Source organism: Streptomyces sp. NPDC104367 (assembly GCF_055583825.1).
Window position 1 is genome coordinate 113,771 of the sequence record NZ_JBVJND010000030.1, and the last position, 19,430, is coordinate 133,200.

Genomic DNA, 19,430 nt, shown 5'->3' on the forward strand with positions numbered 1-19,430 from the left:
TGCGTCCGGTCGACTACTGCGTCGTCCGGTCGATCAGGCGGGCGAGTTCGGTGACGTGCGGTGGCTCGAACAGGGTTAGGTGGTCTCCTCCCAGGATGTGGTGGATCAGCCGGGTGGGGGCACAGACAGAGGACCAGGAGCGGATCGCGGTGCCCCGGAAGTCCGCATCCTGTTTGTCGGCTTGGACGAGTGCGACCGGGCCGGTGTACCGCGACGGGCGGTAGGCCCGGGCGGCCCTCAGATGGGCGCGGTTGGCGCGTTGCCGGAGGTCCAGTTGGAGCAACTCGGCGGCGCTCATATCTTCCTCTGCTAAGGGACCGGGCTTCTCCCGCTCGTCGTTCTCGTCGAACTTCGGGAGCTGCGCGGAGAGGTAGCTCTCGACGAGGAAGACCATCTCTGTGCGCTCACCCTGCAGTTCGAGCAGCCGGGCCATTTCGAAGGCCACCAGCCCGCCCATGGACCAGCCCAATAGCAGATACGGGCCGGTCGGCGCCACCGCGCGTACGGCCGCCAGATAGCGGGCGGCCAGCACCTCGACGCTCTGGTCCTCGTGGTCGGCGCCGTCCGTCGATGTCTGGAGGGCGTACAGCGGGCCGCGCAGCTCGGGACAGGCGGCGAGATGGCGGAAGCCGGTGGCCTCGCCGCCCGCCGGGTGGACGCAGAACAGCGGGGTGCCCTCGCCCCGGGATCGCAGTGCCACGATGTCGTCCGGAAGGGTGTGCGGGACGGTGTTGCGTGTCTTGAGCAGCCGGGCCAGGTACTTCGGCGTGGCCGCCCTTCCGGGCCGCCCCACCTCGTGAATCGGCCCCGGCCTCGCCTCCGGTTCTGAGAAGAGCACGGGGACCGGGAGCTCGGCGTGGAACTCCCCGTTGAGCCGTGCGATCAGCCGTACGGCCAGCAAGGAGTGGCCGCCGAGCGTGAAGAAGTCGTCGTCCGCGCCGACGGGGGCGACACCGAGCAGCTCCTCGAAGACCCGGACCACGGCGGCCTCCACCGGGTCGGCCAGCGGTGTGTTGGCCCCGTCCACCGACGAGACCGGGGACCCGGTGGGGCCGGTCTGGACGAGGGATATGACCGCGGCCTGGTCCACCTTGCCGTTCGATGTGAGGGGTATCGCCTCGGTCCTGACATACGTGGTCGGCACCAGTTGGGCTGGCAGCCGCTCGGCCAGGTGAGTGCGCAGGGCCTGCGTCGTCGTGGTGTGGACGTCGTCGGCGACGACGCAGGCGGCCAGGTGGTCGCCGTACTCCTCGTCCGCGACCAGGACGACTGCGGCGTCCCGCACACCGGGGTGCCGCAGCAGCGCGGACCGGATCTCCTCAGGCTCCACCCGTACCCCGTTGACCTTGATCTGGTCGTCCACCCGCCCCAGGTACCGGATCAGGCCGTCCGGGCCGACGCAGGCGAGGTCGCCCGAGCGGTAGAGACGGCGTCCGGGTTCCGGTGAGAAGGGATGCGGTACGAACCGTTCGGCGGTGGCGGCCGGGGCGCCCAGATATCCGCGGGCGAGGCTCGTGCCGCCTATGTAGATCTCACCCGGCACACCCACCGACACGGGGGCGAGGTCCTCGTCCAGGACGAGGACCTCGGCGTGGTCCATGGGCCGACCGATGGGGACGGGGCCGGGGCCGTCGTGGGCGCCCACCTCGTGCACGCACACTCCGACGGCGGTCTCGGTCGGCCCGTACTCGTTGAAGATCCTCGTCCCCGGAGCGTGTGCCGTCCAGATGTCGACCGCACTCCTGTCGAGGGCCTCACCGCCGAGGATGAGGGAGCCAGTGGTGCCGGTGAAGTCTCCTGGTTCCACGGACTGGTTGATCACCTTGAGGTGCGATGGGGTCAGCTTGAGCAGGTCCAGGCCGGTCCGGTCGGCCAGGTCCGCGGAGAGGACGAGGGCGTCCCGCCAGGCGGGGTCGAGGAGGACGGGGCGACCGGTGACCAGCGGCAGGAACAGACTCGTCACGGTGAGGTCGAAGCCGATCGAGGAATGCGCCATCGCTCCGCCCTCGCCGCCCCGTCCGTACGCGCCTTCGCCCTGGCTGCCATCCTCGCCGCCGTCGCGAACGGCACCCGGAGCAAGGTACGTTCGAGCGCTCCACAACAGGTAATCGCACACAGCCCGGTGGGGCAGCATCACCCCCTTCGGTGTTCCGGAGGAGCCGGAGGTGAACATGATGTACGCGAGGTGGTCCGGGCCTGCCTCGCACGGCCGTTCCCGTTCGGCTTCCGCGTCCGTACCGGCGGGTGGCAGGCCGCGCAGATCGACGCACGCGACTCCCTCGGCCGCCACCGCCTCGTCCGGACGGTCGGTGAGCAGCGTGCGGCATCCTGCCCGCTCCAGCAGTTCCCGGGTCCGCAGGGGCGGAAGGAGTGGATCGAGCGGCACATACGTCCCTCCGGCCTTGAGCACGGCCAGCAGGGCCACGACCAGCGCGGCCGAGGGGGCCACCCGCACCGCCACCGGGGTTTCGAGGCGGATGCCCCGGGCGCACAGCACGCCACTCCACCGGTCTGCCCGCGTGTCGAGTTCCCGGAAGGTCAGCCGATCGGTTCCGGCCACGACGGCGAGGGCATCCGGGGAACGTCGGGCCTGCTGCTCGACGAGGCCGTGCAGACACTGGCCGTCCGCCGGCTTCTGGAGGCGGGACCGCAGCTGGGCAGCGCCAGCCGCAGGAGGCAGGCTCACCTCGCGCACGGGGGTGGCGGGCGCGGCCAGCAGCTCGGCGAGCAGTATGACGTACTGGTCGGCGAGCACCCGGACATAGGCGTCGTCGAACTGTCGGCTGTCGTAATGCCAGGTCGTGCGGCCTTCCGTCGTGCCCAGGGCGCAGGTCAGCCGCAGGGCATGGGACTCGGTCTCGACGTCGTCCCAGGCAACGGCGAAGGTGACACCGTCGGCGCGCCGCAGTGCCGGGGTGTCCACGCAGACGAAACCGATGTCGCGCCCCGCTGGATCCGCGGCACCGGAGGACGGGGCGTCCTGCTGGGCCTCCTCGGCGTCGGACAGGGCGCGTTCCGCGCGGGCTGCGAGGGCGTCGAGGACCAGACCGGGGTCGATCCGCGCGGTGATCTCCGCCCACTGGGCGAAGTGGCCGAGGACGGTGGCCGTCTCCTCGAACTCCCGGCCGCTGAGCAGCGCGTCGACGGTGATGTTGCGCTGTCCGCCGATCCTGGCCAGCAGCGTCTGCCAGCAGCCGAGCAGCACAGCCCCCGGCCGCACGCGCCGCCGCCGCGCGTAGTCGTGGACGGCCGTCGCGACGGCGTCCGGCAGGGGCGCGGTAACAGTACGGCGTTCCGGTCGGCCGGAGCCGGGAGGCCGACGCAGCGGCAAGGACAGCCGTGAGGTGGGTCCGCCCAGTGCCGGGTGCGGTGGTTCCTCGCCGAACTCCTGGTGCTGCCACTCGGCGAACTGGCTGTACTGCAGCACCTCATCGGTGGGCGGTGTGCCCGCGTACCGCTCGGCCAGTTCGTCGATGAGCAGCCGCAGCGTGTGACCGTCTGCGGCCAAGGCGGTGGTGGTGAGCAGCAGCGCGTGCCGACGGGGGCCGAGGGCGAAGAGGTCGGCCCGCAGCACCGGGTCGTCCGGCCCTCCGTGCGGCAGCTTCCGCCGGGCGCGGACCTCCTCGTCGATCCTGCGGCGGCGCGCCGTCTCATCCAGGTGGCTCAGCTCTGCGTGGAACCAGCGGGGACCCAGACGGTCCGCGTCGTGGACCACAAGCAGCGCGTTGCGGGCGCCCGGCACCCGCCGGTAGACCGACCGGAGAATCTCGTGCCGGGCCACCGTGTCGTGCAGCGCGGCCGTGAGCCGGTCCGTGTTCAGCTCGCCGTCGACGGTGACGAGCACCTGCGCCCAAGACAGCACGCCGCGTCCTACGAGCTCCCACAGCCGTCGCTGCCGGAACGACAGCCGGAACCCCTCCACCTGCCACGTCTGCTCCGCCTCCGCCGTCACTGGTACCTCACCATGTCGCCCATGGCGACGAGGAGTTCACGCTGACCACAGAAGGGATTACGGGCGTGGGCGGTGAGGATGTTGTCCAGCAGCATCACGTCACCGCGCTCCCAGGGGAAGGAGACCTCCAGCTCCTGGTAGACCCGCTTGATCTCGTGCATCGCCTCGTCGGGTATCTCGGTGCCGTCGCCGAACCGGCAGCTGCGCGGGAGTTCCTCCGGGGCCATGGTGGACAGCAGCGACTCCCGTACCTCCGCGGAGAGGCAGGAGGTGTGCCAGTGCTGTGCCTGGTTGAACCAGGACCACTCGCCGGTGCGCGGATGGCGCAGCACGGCGGGCCGTACAGCGGTGGTGCGCAACCGGTCGCCGTGCCACTCGTAGCGCAGTCCCTGTCGGGCGCAGCGGGCCTCGGCCTCAGCCCGGTCCCCGGTCCGGAAGACGTCCCGCCAGTCGAGGCCGAGTCCGGTGCCGTAGTTGCGGACGTACATGACCCCCTTGGCGGTGAACTCCTCGCGGAGCGCCGGGTCCAGCCTTCGGTGGACGGCGCGGCTGTCGACCAGGGGTGTCTCGCCGCCGGAGTCGGCCGGGCGGGCGCAGCAGAACCAGATGCGGGTCGGGCCCTCGTCGTTGAAGGAGTTCTCGTTGTGCCAGAGCAGCTTCTCCTCCGGTGGGAAGAACACCGGCGTGTAGACGTTGCCGCCGAGTGCGGCGCGCGGATGCTCACCGTTTTCGCCGAAAAGGTCGTCGACGAACACGGAGGCGAAGCGCTCCAGGGCGTTCGGGTCGGTGACGTCGAAGCCCCGGAACAGCAGGGCGCCGTGCCGTTCCAGGTCGGTGTCGAGCCGGGTGCGGTGCGAGTGGGCCCAGGCCACCAGGTCGACGTCGTGGCGGCCCGGGCGCAGCACGAGCGGCAGGTCGGCGCCGCCCCGCAGCGGCTCCCGTACGACCACGTCGTCCGAGGCCACGGCGACCTTGGTGGGCTTGATCCCGCGCAGGGCCCCGGGGCCGCGCCGCCTGGCCCGGCCTGGAGCGGAATGGGCTGTGGGAGCCGTCGTAGGCAGGGGTGCTTCGGCGATCGAGGCGTCCGGCCTGACGGCCATGTCCGCGACCAGCGCGACGTACTGCTCGCGCAGTTCCTCCATGGTCGACGCGTCGAAGAGGTCGGGATCGTAGTTGAGGAACCCGGCGACCCCGTCGTCGTCCTCCTCCAGGACGAGGGTGACGTCGAAGCGGCTGGTGTCGATGAGGTCCACCGTGAACGGGCTCAGCCGCAGGCCGGCCATGGCGTCGGCAGCCCGCCGGTTGCTGTTGAGTACCAGCTTTATCTGAAACAGCGGGCTCTGGTTGCGGGTGCGGGGCGGGCTGAGTGCCTTGACGACTTCCTCAAACGGCAGGTCCTGGTGCGCGTAGGCGTCCAACGCCACGTCCTTGGCGCGGCCCAGCAGTTCGCGCCAGGTCGGGGCACCGGTGAGGTCGGCACGCAGCACGATCTGGTTGACGAAGAAGCCGATCAGCGGTTCGGTCCTGCTGTCGGAGCGGCCGGCGACGTCCGAGCCCACCACGAGATCGGTCTCCCCGGTCCGCCGATTCACCACCGCGTACAGGGCCGCGAGCAGCGCCATGAACAGGGTGCTGTCCTCCTCCCGACACAGCGCGCGTATCCCGTCCGTGGTCGGGGCCGGGATCCGGAAACGCAGGCTCTCGCCCCGATTTTCGGGGTGCGCCGGGCGCGGTCGGTCCAAGGGCAACCCCGGCAGGTCGAGGATGCCCCTCAGGTGTGTCGTCCAGTGATCCACCAGACGGTCGAAGTGGCCGGCCTCGGCGAGCTGACGCTGCCAGAGCGCGTAGTCCGCGTACTGCACGGGCAGTTCGGGCAGGTGGGGCACTCGGTGCTCGCGGCCCGCCGTGTACAGCTCAGCTAGCTCGTCGAGCAGGACGGCGGCCGACCAGCCGTCCACCGTCACATGATGGGCTGTCAGCAGCAGAACATGGTCCTGCGCGCCCAGCCGGAGCAGCCCGGCCCGCAGTACGGGCCCGGTGGCCAGGTCGAAGGGCTCGGCGTACTGCTCCCTGGCCAGCCTCCGGGCCTCCGGTTCCCGTCGCTCTGGCGGGTAGAAGGTCAGGTCGGTGAGCGGGAGCGCGGGAGGCTCGGCGGGCAGTACGGTCTGGAACGGCTGCCCGTCGCGGGCGGTGATCACGGTCCTGAGTACCTCGTGCCGCCGTACGATCTCCGCCACCGCCCGGCGCAGCAGGCCGATGTCGAGTTCGCCCGTCAGCCGGGCGAGGACCGGGAAGTTGTACTGGGCGGTGCCTGGGTCCATCTGGTGGAGGAACCACAGGCGTTCCTGGGCGAAGGAGGCCGGTACGGTCCCGTCCCGTTCGGCGGGGGCCAGTGCGGGCAGTACGGGCCGGTCCTTCTCGGCGACCAGGCCGTCGACGAGGACGGCCAGTGCGCCGAGTGTCGAGGCGTCGAACGGCCCGCGGATCGGCACTTCCACCTCAAACTCCTCCCGCAGCCGGAACACGAGGCGGAAGGTGAGCAGGGAGTGCCCGCCAAGGTCGAAGAAGTCGTCCTCGGCACGGATACCGTCGCGGCCGAGCAGTTCGCTCCAGATGGCGGCCATCCGCCGTTGCGTGGAGGTGAGTTCGACCTCCGGCCGCACCCCGTAGTCCCCGGTGCCGTCCTCGTCCTCGGTTGTCAGCAGCAGGTCCGTGAGCGCGGAGCGGTCGACCTTGCCGTTGGCGTTGAGCGGGATCCGGCGCAGTACGACGTAGCGGGCGGGGAGAAGGGGACCGGGCAGGCGTTCGGTGAGCCGGGACTCGATCCCAGGCAGCGCGGCAAGAGCCGCGGGGCGCCACAGTGGTGCGGTGGCGAGCCGGTGCGGCTCCGTGGGGGTGACGACAGGCGGCAGGGCCGCCGGCGGCGTTCCCCGGCGGTGCAGCAGCAGCTCGTAGGAGCCATCGGGCCGTCCCTCGGCCCAGCTCGGTTCGGCTTCGTACCCGTGGCGCTCTGCCAGGCTGCGCAGCGCCTCCGGGTTGTCGCCCGGCCGTACGGCGTCCGGTGCCGCGCCGGAGAGCCGGGCCAGCAACCGCAGGTCCTCCGCCAGCCGGGCGTTGGGGATGCCGCGCAGCACGAGCCGATCGGGGCGTTCGGCGCCGAGCAGCGCGTCCAGGCCGTCGGCATCCAGGCCCTCCGCCTGCCAGTCCCGCTCCGGCGGTGACCCGGCCAGCCCGGCCCCGGGGCCGTCGTCCGCCGTGCGCTCGCCAGTGACGGTGAGCACGACGTCGTAGCGGTAGCGGGTCAGTTCGTTGTCGGCCCTTCCCCGCTTCGGCAGGATCTTTACCGAGCCGACCCGCGGCCACCGTGCGGTCAGACCGCCGAAGAACCGGGGATCGAGGCAGAGTTCGTTCTCGGTCTCCACGCGCCAGGCGGTCTCGGCGCGCAGGATGGCGTCGGGCGTGCCCGGCTTCGCCCGGTGGGCGGCGACGGAGGCGTGGAAGGCGTCCAGGAGTACGAGGTTGCGCAGATCGCCGAGGAACACCTGGCCGCCGCCGGGCAGCGCGTCGATCGCCCGCTCCAGGACCGCCAACAGGTAGTCCACGGACGGGAAGTACTGGACGACGGAGTTCAGGATCACGGTGTCATACGTCTCTCCCGGGCGGATCGCGAGATGGGCGGGGCCGACCCGCAGCCCGATCCGCTCGGGGGCGCCAGTGGTGCCGATCGCACGCCGCAGCCGTTCGATGACCTGCTCGGACAGGTCGACGCCCTGGTAGAAGTCGCAGTCGGGGGCGACCCGGGAGAGGATCAGGCCGGTGCCGCAGCCGATCTCCAGGGCCCGGCTCGGCCGCAGCGATCGTATGCGGTCGACCGTGGTGTCGAGCCACTCGCGCATCGCGTCGGCCTCGATCGGGTCGCCGGTGTAACTGCTGTTCCAGCCAGCCAGGTCGAACGACGGGTCGGCGGGGCGCTCTGCGCAGCCGTAGGTGTCCTCATACAGCGTCTGCCACCGGCTCACCCAGTCCGTCTCGGCCGCCGCGTCCGACGGTGCGTCGGCATTGGTGTCGGGGCTGACGAAGGCGACGAGCTGCTGGGTCTCGGGGGAGTGGCTGTGCGCGATTACGGCGACCTCGCGAACCGCCGGATCCCGGGCCAGCTCGGCGGCGACCTCCTGCGGCTCGACCCGGTGACCGCGTATCTTCACCTGGTCGTCGAGGCGGCCCAAGTACTCGAGGTCTCCACCAGCCGTCCGGTGCACCCGGTCACCGGTCCGGTAGAGACGTCCGCCCGGCTCGCTGCCGAAGGGATCGGGGACGAAGCGCTCCGCCGTCAGCCCGGGACGGTTCCAGTAGCCGTGACAGACACCCACCCCGCCGACGAACAGCTCTCCGGGTGCGCCCGGTGGCACCGGGTTCATCGCCTCGTCGAGCACGTACAGCCGCACGTGGTGCACGGGCCTGCCGATCGGCACGCGGCCGAAGCCGCCGGCCGGGTGCGTGCTGTCGTACGCGGCGCAGGCCACGGCGGTCTCCGTCGGGCCGTACTCGTTGACGATCCGGGGCGCTCCGCTGGCCGTGCGCCAGGCCGCGAGCTGCTCCTCGTGCAGTTCCTCGCCGCCGACGACCAGGGTGCGGGTCCACGCCCCGGCACGCGCGGGGGCCGTGGAGCCCTCCAGCATCTTCAGGTGGGAGGGGGTGAGCTTGACGAAGGCGAGGCCGGTGTCCGCCTCAGCCGAGGCGCGCAGGGCCTCGCCGGGTGTTCCGGAGTCGTCGGCGAGTAGCAGACGCCGGCCAGCCAGCAGCGGGGCGAAGAGGCTCGTCACGGTCAGGTCGAAGGAGAGCGAGGAATGCACGGGGACAGCGCCATCCGCCCCGGGCGGCAGGTAGGTCTCCACCGCCCACAGCAGGTAGTTGGCGACCTGACGGTGGGAGAGCATGGCGCCCTTGGGCCCGCCGGTCGAGCCGGAGGTGTACATCAGGTACATCAGCTCGTCGGGCCCGCCGTCACCTTCCGGCGGGGCCCCGGTCGCCTCCTTGGTCACTCGGTCCATGTCCACCACGACGGTCGGGATGTCCGGGACCGTCGGGTCCCCCGGTCGTGCGTCGGTGACCAGCAGCACGGCCCCGCTGTCGTGCAGCATGTGATCGCGCCGGGCCTTCGGATAGGCGGGGTCGAGCGCCACGTATGCGGCGCCGCTCTTCAGGACAGCGAGCAGCGCGACCAGCGCCTCGGGCGTGCGGGGCAGCAGCACCGCGACCACGCGGCCGGGCCCGGCACCGAGGCCACGCAGCCGGTGGGCGAGGCCGTTGGCGCGGCGGTCGAGGTCTCGGAAGGTCAGGTCGGCGCGGCCCGCCGCCGACACGGCCACCGCGTCGGGCGCGGTGCGCGCACGCTCGGCGAAGAGCCGGTCCACGCGCGCGTCCTCGGGGCGGTCGGCAGGTGCGCCATGGCCTTCGCGCAGGACCTGCTCGCTCTCCATAGCCGTCAGCAGCGGCAGTTCATCGACCCGTGTGTCGGGGGTGGCGGTCACGGCGTTGAGCAGGACACCCAGCGATCGGACGAGCCGCTCACCGGTCGCCGTGTCGAACAGGTCCGTGGCGTGGATGAGCCGGCCCTCCAGTCCGGCGTCGGTCTCCCAGATGTTCAGGTCGAGGTCGAAGCGGGCGGCGTCGTGGTCCAGGTGGTCCAGTGGAACGAGATCGATCCCGCCCGGCAGGGTACGAACAGGACGCGGCGGCGTGTTGTGCAGGGTGAAGTTGACCTGGTAGATCGGGTTCCGGCCAGGGCTGCGCTCTGGGTGCAGCCGCCGGGCGATCAGGTCGAGGGGCACATCCTGGTTCTCGTACGCCTCCAGGCACGTCGTGCGGACTTCGGCCAGGAAGTCCTCGAAGGACGCCTCCGGTGCAACCCGCGAGCGCAGCGGGACCGAATTGGCGAAGAAGCCGACCAGATCGTGGAAGCCGCGGTAGCGCCGGTTGGCAACGGGGGTGCCGACCACCACGTCGTCGTGGCCGCCGTACCGGGCGAGCACGATCTGGAACGCCGCGAGAAGCACCATGAACAGGGTGCTGCCGGTGCGCGCGGAGATCTTCCGTAACTCGTCGTTCACGGGCGCGGGAACGGTGAACACCGTGGACTCGGCGCGCCCTTGGGGGTGCTCGGGCCGGGGACGGTCGGCGGGCAGTGGCATCGGGTCCGGAGCACCGGCCAACTGGCGTTCCCAGTAGTCCAACTGGCCTGCGGCCTCGGCGCCTTCGGCCCACTCGTGCTGCCAGCGGGCGTACTCGGCGTACTGCACCGTGTGGGAGGGCGGTTCGGGCGTCCGCCCGTCCAGGCGCGCCCCGTACGAGGTGCCCAGATCGCTCAGGAGGACGCCCAGCGACCAGCCGTCGACGACCGCGTGGTGGAAGGTGAGTACCAGGACCGCGTCGTCGGCGGCGAGGCGGAGCAGCCGGAACCGCATCAGCGGTCCCTCGGCCAGGTCGAACCGTTTCTCGGCGTCCGCCCGCGCGAGTCGCTCGGCCTCCGCCTGCCGGTCATGCCCGTGCAGCGCGGACAGGTCGACGACGGGCAGCGCGCGATGCCGGTGCGGCAGGACCCGCTGCACCGTACGGCCGTCCCGGACCGGAAGGACGGTGCGCAGGACGGCATGGTGGCACAGCAGGTCGTTGAGGGCGGCTTCGAGGGCGGTATCGTCCAGTGGTCCGGTGAGGCGGTGCACGACAGGGCTGTGGTAGGCCAGGCTGTCCGGATCCAGCCCGGACAGGAACGCCATCCGTCGCTGGGTGAAGGATGCGGGGGCCTCCCCGTCGTCGTCCAGGGCGGGCAGCCCGGTCGGGACGCCCTTCTCCCATAGACGCTGTCGCAGCAGGGCTCGCTGCCCGGCAGGGAGGCGTTCGATCCTGCCCCGCAGATCCGCGTCGATCGCGTTGGCCGTCTTCGTGGTGCGCGTCATGCGGCTCCCCCTGCTCGTCCCTCGGCGCGCCGGGACTCGGCTAGCCGCTCCAGTTCGGCCACCAGGCCATCGAGTTGTTCCGAGTCGCCGTCCGCTCGCGCGGCTGCCGGTACGGCCGCCGCCTCGTCGGCGGCCCGCTCGACCTCGGCGGCGAGGCCGGCCAGGGTCGGTACGTCGAACAGGGTGCGCAACGGCAGGGCTACGCCGAGTCGTTCGCGGACCGAGGTGCGCACCACCGAGGCCAGCAGCGAGTGACCACCTATGAGGAAGAAGCTGTCGTGCACCCCGAAGGACCGCACGCGCAGGGCATCCGCCCAGATCTCCCACAGGGCGCGCTCCGTCGCCGTCCTCGGCGGCACGGTGTCGGCGTCCGGCAGGCCGGCCGCGCCCTCGGCGATGCTGGGCAGCGCCCGTCCGTCGATCTTCCCGCTGGGCGTCGTGGGCAGCTCGTCGAGCAGGACGACATGGCCGGGCACCATGTGCGACGGCAGCCGGTCCCGCAGCCCACCCAGCACCTCCGGCGGGGACGGCCGGCGCCCCGGCCTGGGGACGACGTAGGCGACGAGCCGCCGGTCCCCGGCGACGTCGACCGCCCGCACGACGCATTCGCGCACGTCGTCGCGGTCCAGCAGCGCCGCCTCGACCTCCCCCGGCTCTATGCGGTAGCCACGGATCTTCACCTGCTGGTCGGCCCGGCCGAGGAAGTCCAGCGCCCCGTCCGGGAGCCTTCGCACCAGGTCCCCGGTGCGGTACATCAGCGCCCCTGGCCCGGAGGCAAACGGATCCGGCAAGAAGCGCTCCGCGGTGTGGCCCGGGCGGCCCAGATAGCCCCGGGCGACCCCCAGCCCGCCGACGTACAACTCGCCTGTCACTCCGATCGGTACTTGGCTCAGCTCCTGGTCCAGCACGTGCAGCGTGGTGTTGGTGAGGGCGGAGCCGATCGGCACGCTCGGGGTGTCCTCGGGCAGCCGGTCCACCAGGTGGGTCGTGGAGAACGTCGCGTTCTCGCTCGGGCCGTAACCGTTGTGCAGGTGCCCGGGCGGCGCGCCGCCGCGCAGCACCGCGCGCGTGCGTCGGGGGTCCATCACCTCTCCGACGACGAACAGGTGGCGCAGCCCGCCGAAGGCCCTCGGGTCGATGTCGGCCACCCGGTTGAAGAGGGTGCCGGTGAGGGCAACGATCGTCGGCCGCAGCTCACGCAGCGCGGCCAGCACCTCGTCGGGCCCGAGGGGTTCGTCGCCGGGCAGCACGTCCACCCGGGCGCCGTTGCACAGCGCCCCCCACACCTCGAAGGCGGTGATGTCGAAGGCAGGGTCGCCAAGGTGCAGCAGGACGTCGCCGGGGCCGATGGACACGTAGTCGGTCGCGGTGATCAGTCGCACTACGGCCCGATGGGGTATCCCCACAGCCTTGGGCCGCCCGGTCGACCCAGAGGTGTGCACCACGGCGGCCAGCCCGACGGGGTGGGAGCGGGACCGCGGAAGCGTGTCGTGTGCCGGGACCTCGGGGAGCCCCTGCCGCCGCGGGGCGGTCGTTTCGGCGCTGTCGTGTTCGGCGTCGTTGAGTTGCAGTACGGGTACGCCTAGGCCGTGCAGCCAGGCAGGGGGTTCGGCGCGGCTGACGACGGCCGAGATCCCGGCGTCGCTGGCCATGAACCACAGTCGTTCCGCGGGGTGGCCGGGGTCGAGGACGAGGGGGGCGCCCCCGGCCAGGAGTACGCCGAGCATGCCCGTGACCAGGTCGGCGGAGCGCGACATGTGCAGGGCGACGACGGAGTCCGGGGTGACGCCGACCTCGATCAGGGTCCGACCGACACGCTCGGCCCGCTCCCGCAGCCGTGCGTACGTCCAGGTTCCGGTGCGGTCGGTGAGGGCGACAGCTTGCGGGGTGCAGTCCGCCCAAGCGAGGAACAGGCCGTCCACGGTGGCCGGTTCGGGCAGGGGGCGGTCGGTGGCGTTCCAGGTGTCGATCTGAACCCGGTCTTCGGGCGACAATACCGGAATGTCCCCGATCTGACGGTCGGGAGTCTCGGCGAGGGCGGTGAGCAGCGCGCGGAAGGCGGTCGCCATACGGTCGGCCGACTCCGGCAGCCACAGGTCGGACGCGAGACGTAAGTCGATCGCGCGGTCGCCCCGCTGGTCGCCATCGCCATCGGTCACCGTGCACTGCAGGTCGTAGGGAACGGTCGCGTCGTCCAGGGTGAGCGCGGACGTGGTGAGTCCCGCGGCGGTGAAGCCCGTACGCCGCGTCCCCCTCACGGCGAAGACCGCCTGGCAGAGCGGGTGGCGGCTCAAGTCCTGCTCTTGACCGAAAAGTTGGACGAGCCGTCCGAAGGGGACATCAGCGTGTCGCTCCGCCTCGTCCCGGGTGCGTGCGACGCGACGCACCGCTTCTCGTAAGGAGGGACAGCCCGCCAGGTCGACCCGCAGCAGGAGCAGATCCTCGTACGGCCCGAACGCTGTCCGCGTGGACTCCGGCCGACGACGGTCCACGGGGGTACCGAACACCACGTCGTGCCGACCCGTCCAGCGCGCCAGCAGCACGGTGAAGGCGACCGCCGGTACCGTCCACGCCGGTACGTCTTCCTCGCGGGCGAGCCGCCGCAGGGCCTCGGCGTGCCGGGCGCCGAGGAGCAGGCCGCGGCCCGTCGCCCGGTGAGTCGGTGTCCTCGGCCGAATCCGGTCGACCGGCAGGTCGAGCGGCGGGAGACCCGACAACTGCCGCTTCCAGTACGGCAGCCCCTCATCCCGGATTTCCCGCTCCAGGGGCGTCCGGTCCGCGTGCGAGAGCGGGTGCTGTACCGGGCTCTCGCTCAATGCCGCGTAACGGCAGGCAAGTTCATGCTCCAACACAGTGAGCGACGCCCGGTCGGCGACGATGCGGTGCGCTGTGAGCAGCAGCACGTGCCGCTCCTCGCCGGTGTACACCAGGCTGGCGCGTAGTACGGGCCCGCTGTCGAGGGCGAAGGGCCGACCGCTCTCCTCGGCGAGTACACCCCGCAGCTCCGCCTCGGGCATGGATCCGTCCCGGGCGTCCGTCCCCGGCGCGGATCCTCCCTCAAGGACCAGTTGCCGCAGCCGCACATCGGCCGTTGCAAGGACGGTACGGCGCGGCCCGTCCCCGCGATCGTCGAAGGTACTGCGGAGCAACTCGTGGCGGGAGACACAGTCTCGCAGGGCGGACGCCAGTCGACCGGCGTCCAGCGGGCCCTCGACGAGGGTGGCGGCGGACACGTGGTGGACCGGCGCAGCGACGGTGATCTGCTCCAGGTACCAGAGTCTTTCCTGGGCGTGGGAGAGCGGCAGCCGGGGCGTCCCCGCCGAGCGGGCCGTCGGTCGTGTTTCCAGGTCGTCGTGCACGATGGCCTTCCCTGGTTCGCGGTACGGCGGGTACGGCGACGGACCGAGAGTCAGCCGGCCCGGTCGGCGCCCTCCGCCACCGGTCCGTCCTATCCGTTCCGTCAGGCCGGTGCGTCCTGTTCGCCCGCCCGCAGGCGACGGCGCAGGCTCAGCGGACGCATGTCGGTCCACACCTCCTCGATATGAGCGAGACATTCGGACTTCGGGCCGGTCCTGCCCGCGTCCGACCATCCGGCCGGATTGTCCCGATCGGCGGGCCAGACGGAGTACTGCTCCTCAAGGTTGACCACGACCTTGTACAGCCGGTCGTCATCGTCGGGCTTCGGCGTCATCCCCGTGACTCTCCTCTCGTGGTAGCGGCGCATCAGTGGGCCGCGTCTGCGGGAGCGGTACGGCGGTCTGCTCCGGCTGGCGCTGTCGAATGGGGGTAAAGGCGGCGGCCACCACCACGGCCAGGAAGACGACCGCCACCGCGGTCAGCGGCCCGCGTGTCCCCAGCTGGCCGACCAGGGCGGTGAGCAGGGCCGCGCCGAGGGGCGCGAGGCTGCCGTGGATCGTCCAGAACGCGGAGGTGACCCGGCCGAGCAGATGGTCGGGCGTGACCTGCTGCCGCAGGGACATCGAGCAGACGCCCGCCAGTGCCATGCCGAAGGAGTAAAGACAGATCGTTACGGCCGCTACGGACACCCGCCCGGTCTCGCCCAGCACCAGCACCGACACCGAGCACAGACTCATTGCGCCGAGCCAGCAGGGGCCGAACCCCCAGGAGCGGCGCAGCCTGGCGGTCGCGCCGGCGGCCGCGCACGTGCCGAGCCCGGCCAGCGCGAGGACGTAACCCACCGTGCGTTCGTCCTGCCCTAGACCGTGCCGCAGGTGGTAGATGAACACGTCGGTCATGCCCAGGCTGAGGAAGGTGGTGACGGTCAGCAGCATGGTGAGCGCCCGCAGCACCGGCGTGCGCCACAGGAACGCGGCGCCGACCCGGAAGCCGGAGCGCAGGTCCTGGGCCCGGGCCGCCTTGCTCTCGGCCTCGTCGGCCGGCGGCCGCGCGATGGGCCTGAACCTGATGAACGCCAGGCCCACCAGAGAGATCCCGAAGCTGCCCGCATTGATCGCGACAGCGGCCGTCGGCCCGAAGAACCCGGCCACCACACCGGCCAGAGCCGGGCCGGCGATGTACGCGATCGCGTTCGTCGCCTCCAGTCGGCCGTTCGCCGCGACGATCTGCTCCTTGTCGACGAGGTTCGCCACGGCGGTGACATATGTGATCTTGAACAGCATCTCGAAGACCGAGGCCAGCGCCATGACCACGTACAGCAGCCAGATCTGCGGGCTCAGGGCCCAGCAGACCGGGATCGCGCCGTACAACACCAGCCGGGCGGCATCACACAGCATCAGCAGGCGCCGCCGGTCGAAGCGGTCGGCCCAGGTGCCGCCGACCAGACCGGTGAGCAACGAGGTGGCGCCGGCGACGGCCGTGAGCAACCCCATCTGAGCCGCCGACCCGGTGGTGTGCAGCACCAGCAGCGGAAGCGCCACCAGGGAGAAGGCGTTGCCGACCTCGGACAGCGCCTGGACCGCCCAGAAGACGGAGAAGTCCCGGTTGGACCAGAGTGAACGCGCGAACATGCGAGGGTCATCCGTCCTGGGGCTAGCGGTCTGGGGTGTACGGCTCCGCCATGGCGACCGCGATCCGGCGGGGCCCCGTGAACGGCTCTCGGCCGTGCGAGACCAGCATGTTGTCGATCACCAGGACGTCGTCCGCACGGTAGTCGAAACGGGTCCCCGCGGCCCGGTAGCAGGCCCGGAGATGGTCCATGACGGTGTCCGGGATCGGTCCGCCGTCGCCGTAGTAGGTCTGGCTGGGCAGATTCTCCTCGCCCAGCATCTCCAGCAGCCCGAGCCGGACTGACTCCGGCAGCGTCGTGACGTGGAAGACCGTCGCGTGGTTGAACCACACCGGCTCGCCGGTCACCGGATGCCGGTGCACGACCTCCCGTACCGCCCGGGTGCGCAGCCCGCCGCCGGGCAGCCACTGTGCCTCGATGTCCCGCTCCCGGCAGTACCGCTCGACCTCCGCGCGGTCCTCCGTGGCGAACGCCTCCTGCCACGGCAGGCCGACCAGGTCGCCGTAGTTGCGTACGACCGTCCAGCCGCGCCGGTCGAACTCCCGGCGCACCTCGTCGTCGACGGCGGCCAGCACCCGCCGGGTGTCGGCCAGAGGCGTGGCGCCCCGGGTCAGCGGCGGGCGCACACAGTGGAAGTACAGGGTCAGCGGCCAACTCGCCTGGTACGAGTTCTCGTTGTGCAGGAAGATCTCTTCACCGGGCGGGTAGTCCGTGGACGTGTAGACATTCCCCTTGATCACACTCCTGGGAGAGGAACGCTCGGTGTACGCCAGCGGCTCGCCGGAGAGTGCGCGGACGATGTCCGCGAAGCCGTCGGCTCCCCCGACGTCGAACCCGCGCAGCAGCAGCGCACCGCGTTCGCGCAGCGCGGCCCGGAGTTCCTCCCTCCGGACGCGCAGCCGTTCGGCGGCCGACTCGCCGTGTCCCTCGAGGACCAGCGGGAGCATCGGGGTGGTCTCGACCGTCATCGCGGTGCCTCCGACAACAGCGGCAGCAGCAGCCGGGCGCCGGCCGTGGCACGCTCCTCCCGCGCGGGTTCCTCGATCTCACCGTCCGCTCCGGTCAGCACCAGGCTCATCACCCGGCCGTTCTCCGCGAAGAGGAACCGCTGTTCGGTCAGCATGTCCAGGCGTTGCCGCAGATCGTCTGGCCCCTCCGGCCAGTCCCGAGCCAACTGCTCGGGCTTGGCCGACGAGGACAGTCGACGCAGCAGCCGGCCAGTCACCGAGTCGACCGGATGCGTCCGGAGAGTCCCGGAACGGGAGTCACGGACCGTGAGCCGGCCGTCGTCATCGGCGACCAGCCGCAGCTCGCGACGGGCCGCTCCGTCCTCCTCGTACCAGACTGCACGCCACTGGGTGACCAGCCCGCTCAACTCGTCATGCCATTCGACCGCGTCGAGCATGTACGGCGCCAGGTTCTGGTCGGCGAAGAAGTACGCGAGATCGGCCAGCGCTGACTCGTCGAAGGGATACGTGAGGGAGTAGTAGTCCACTGGCTTCAGGACGAGCCCGTACTCGTCGCTCCGCTTGAAGTAGGGACTGAAGCGGTCGAAGCGCACCATGTACACGCCGTGCGGCGGCACCAGGTGGACGAAGTCGCGCAGTTCCTCGACGTACTTGCGGTAGACCGTCGGGGCCTCGCCTGGGAAGCCGATCAGCAGGTTCCACTCGGGCTTGATCCCGAACTCCTCACAGTTCTTGAGGAACTGCAGGTTCTGAAATGCGGTCGTGCCCTTACCCATCAGTTTGAGCGTCGAGGAGGACAGCGCCTCGATGCCGGGCTGGACGACGGTGACGCCCGCGTCCGTCATGGCGCGCAGGTCCTGACGGCTCAGGGGGAGCTTGACCTCGTAGAAGATCTCGGCCCCCGGCGGCGGGTCGAGTCGAGGGAAGACCTCACGCGAGTAATTGCGTGGCATCACATTGTCCGTGCAGAAGAGCGAGGTGTAGGTAGGCGCGAAGCCGAATAACCACTCGAACTGACGGACGGCCAGGTCTGGAGCCATGGCCCGAAAGGCCATGCTTTCGCCGTTTAGCCCACAGAAGGTGCAGTGTGAACGCTGTCCCCACCAGCAGCCTCGGGACGTCTCGAAGAACAGCATGGGTTTGCTGGTCCCCGTGCGCCGCAGTTCCGGATGGCCCTCTAGCGCTTCGAAGAAGCTGTCGTAGTCAGGCAGAAAGAAGTCGTCGATATCACGTTCCGCGCCGATGGCCTTGCGGAAGCGCGGGTCTCGGCAGTTCCGCTCGGAAAGGATTCCCGGAACGGTATCTGCGCGATCCAGGTCATCGTCGAGGACACACCGCAGGAACTCACCGAAGGTGTTCAGCGCGGGACCGGAGAAGACGAAGTCGACGGCCGACACATACTCGGCGACCACCGATCCCATGGGCGCCTCGCAGTTCGCTCCGCCGAGAACGACGAGCGTCTGCGGGCTGCGCTCCTTGATGAGCTGCGCCAGGGCGATACTTGGCACATGCTGGGCGAACATCGAGCTGAACCCCACGATGTCGGCCTCGTCAAGCCGGTAGCGGTCAATCAGTTCCTCGCAGAACTCCCGCAGCCCGTCCCGCGCCGACAGGATCTGCTCACGGAAGTCGGCCCACCGGGCACCCCGATAATAACGCTGGAAGTACTCGGCGGCGGTGTCGGTCTCGCTTGGAAAGGCGATGTGCCGGAACAGCCAGTCCCCGATTCCTGTGTCCACATGATCGTGACTCACGGAGAGGGCCTCGTACAGACGTGTCCCGAAGAACTCGACCATGTCCTGGTTGAGATAGGACACGTGCGCTCGCGCCCGATCGTCGAACTCTCGGCGGATGAGAGTCGACAACTGTCCCAGGGCGAATGACGGGCGATTCCAGTCGGCAAATGGCATGTTCACTAAAGCGACATGCAACAACTGCGGCCTCCCTGTAATCATTCGTTCTGATTCTAGTGCGCCGTGGCTTGAGTTGGCAGGGATGTTCAGGCCAACGGGAATGCCGACAGGCGCGGCGTGAGGTCCGGATGGACTCGGGGTCTTTTTCTGCTGCCGCACAGGTGCGTTCGCAGTGGTCCAACGTGTGTTCGCCGAAGATTTCGCGGGCGTGGCGGCCGGTCCTCACGCTCGATGACGGGGTCGGGGCGGGGTAATGATCTGGCCATGTGTAACAAGCGCTTGCGCGAGCGGATGGGAGGCCCGACCTCTGGACGTACGCCTCGTCACCGCGTCCAGTGGATGATGTTGCGGAAGTGGGCGTCTTGAAGTAGGGCGTGGCGGGTCCTCGTTGGTCGACCGTCGGGGCGAGGAGCCCTGGCGCGAGCCGCGTACGCCGACAAAGCTCACGATCCCGGGGTGCGCGTTCGCCAAAGAGTCCGACTTCTCCGTCTTGAGGGGCTCAACCGGCACGGCGATGTCCAACGTGGCGCGGGCAGTCTCTGCAAGTCCTGACTTGTGCCGCTGAGGTTGAAAGGGTGGGGTGACAGCGGGCGTTGGCGGTGCTACATCCTCGTCATGAGGTACGCGGATGGCGGCGGTCTGACCGCTGCGGGG

Annotated in this window: 7 protein-coding genes; all 7 read right to left on the minus strand. The window is 70.5% G+C overall.

Annotated elements, in window-relative coordinates:
* Positions 1-13: 13 nt before the first annotated feature.
* The 7 genes from ACZ619_RS34980 to ACZ619_RS35010 all read right to left on the minus strand — a co-directional run bounded on the left by ACZ619_RS34980 (position 14) and on the right by ACZ619_RS35010 (position 18,797).
* Positions 14-3,952 (minus strand): non-ribosomal peptide synthetase, encoded by a 3,939-nt coding sequence (locus tag ACZ619_RS34980; protein ID WP_469607739.1) that lies wholly within the window; start codon positions 3,950-3,952, stop codon positions 14-16.
* Positions 3,949-10,908, minus strand: a complete 6,960-nt coding sequence (locus tag ACZ619_RS34985) for an amino acid adenylation domain-containing protein (RefSeq protein WP_469607742.1) — start codon at positions 10,906-10,908, stop codon at positions 3,949-3,951. Before ACZ619_RS34985 ends, ACZ619_RS34980 begins: the two co-directional genes overlap by 4 nt.
* Entirely contained in the window at positions 10,905-14,267 is a 3,363-nt protein-coding gene (locus ACZ619_RS34990) for a non-ribosomal peptide synthetase (RefSeq protein ID WP_469607744.1), read from the minus strand. Before ACZ619_RS34990 ends, ACZ619_RS34985 begins: the two co-directional genes overlap by 4 nt.
* Positions 14,268-14,368: 101 nt before the next feature.
* Positions 14,369-14,599, minus strand: a complete 231-nt coding sequence (locus ACZ619_RS34995; protein WP_469607747.1) for an MbtH family protein — start codon at positions 14,597-14,599, stop codon at positions 14,369-14,371.
* A complete protein-coding gene (locus ACZ619_RS35000; RefSeq protein WP_469607750.1) occupies positions 14,577-15,896 on the minus strand; it encodes an MFS transporter in 1,320 nt (439 codons plus the stop codon). Before ACZ619_RS35000 ends, ACZ619_RS34995 begins: the two co-directional genes overlap by 23 nt.
* A gap of 22 nt (positions 15,897-15,918) precedes the next feature.
* Positions 15,919-16,863 (minus strand): TauD/TfdA family dioxygenase, encoded by a 945-nt coding sequence (locus ACZ619_RS35005; RefSeq protein ID WP_469607753.1) that lies wholly within the window; start codon positions 16,861-16,863, stop codon positions 15,919-15,921.
* A complete protein-coding gene (locus ACZ619_RS35010; protein WP_469607756.1) occupies positions 16,860-18,797 on the minus strand; it encodes a RiPP maturation radical SAM C-methyltransferase in 1,938 nt (645 codons plus the stop codon). The genes ACZ619_RS35005 and ACZ619_RS35010 overlap by 4 nt, the downstream gene beginning before the upstream one ends.
* Positions 18,798-19,430: the final 633 nt, after the last annotated feature.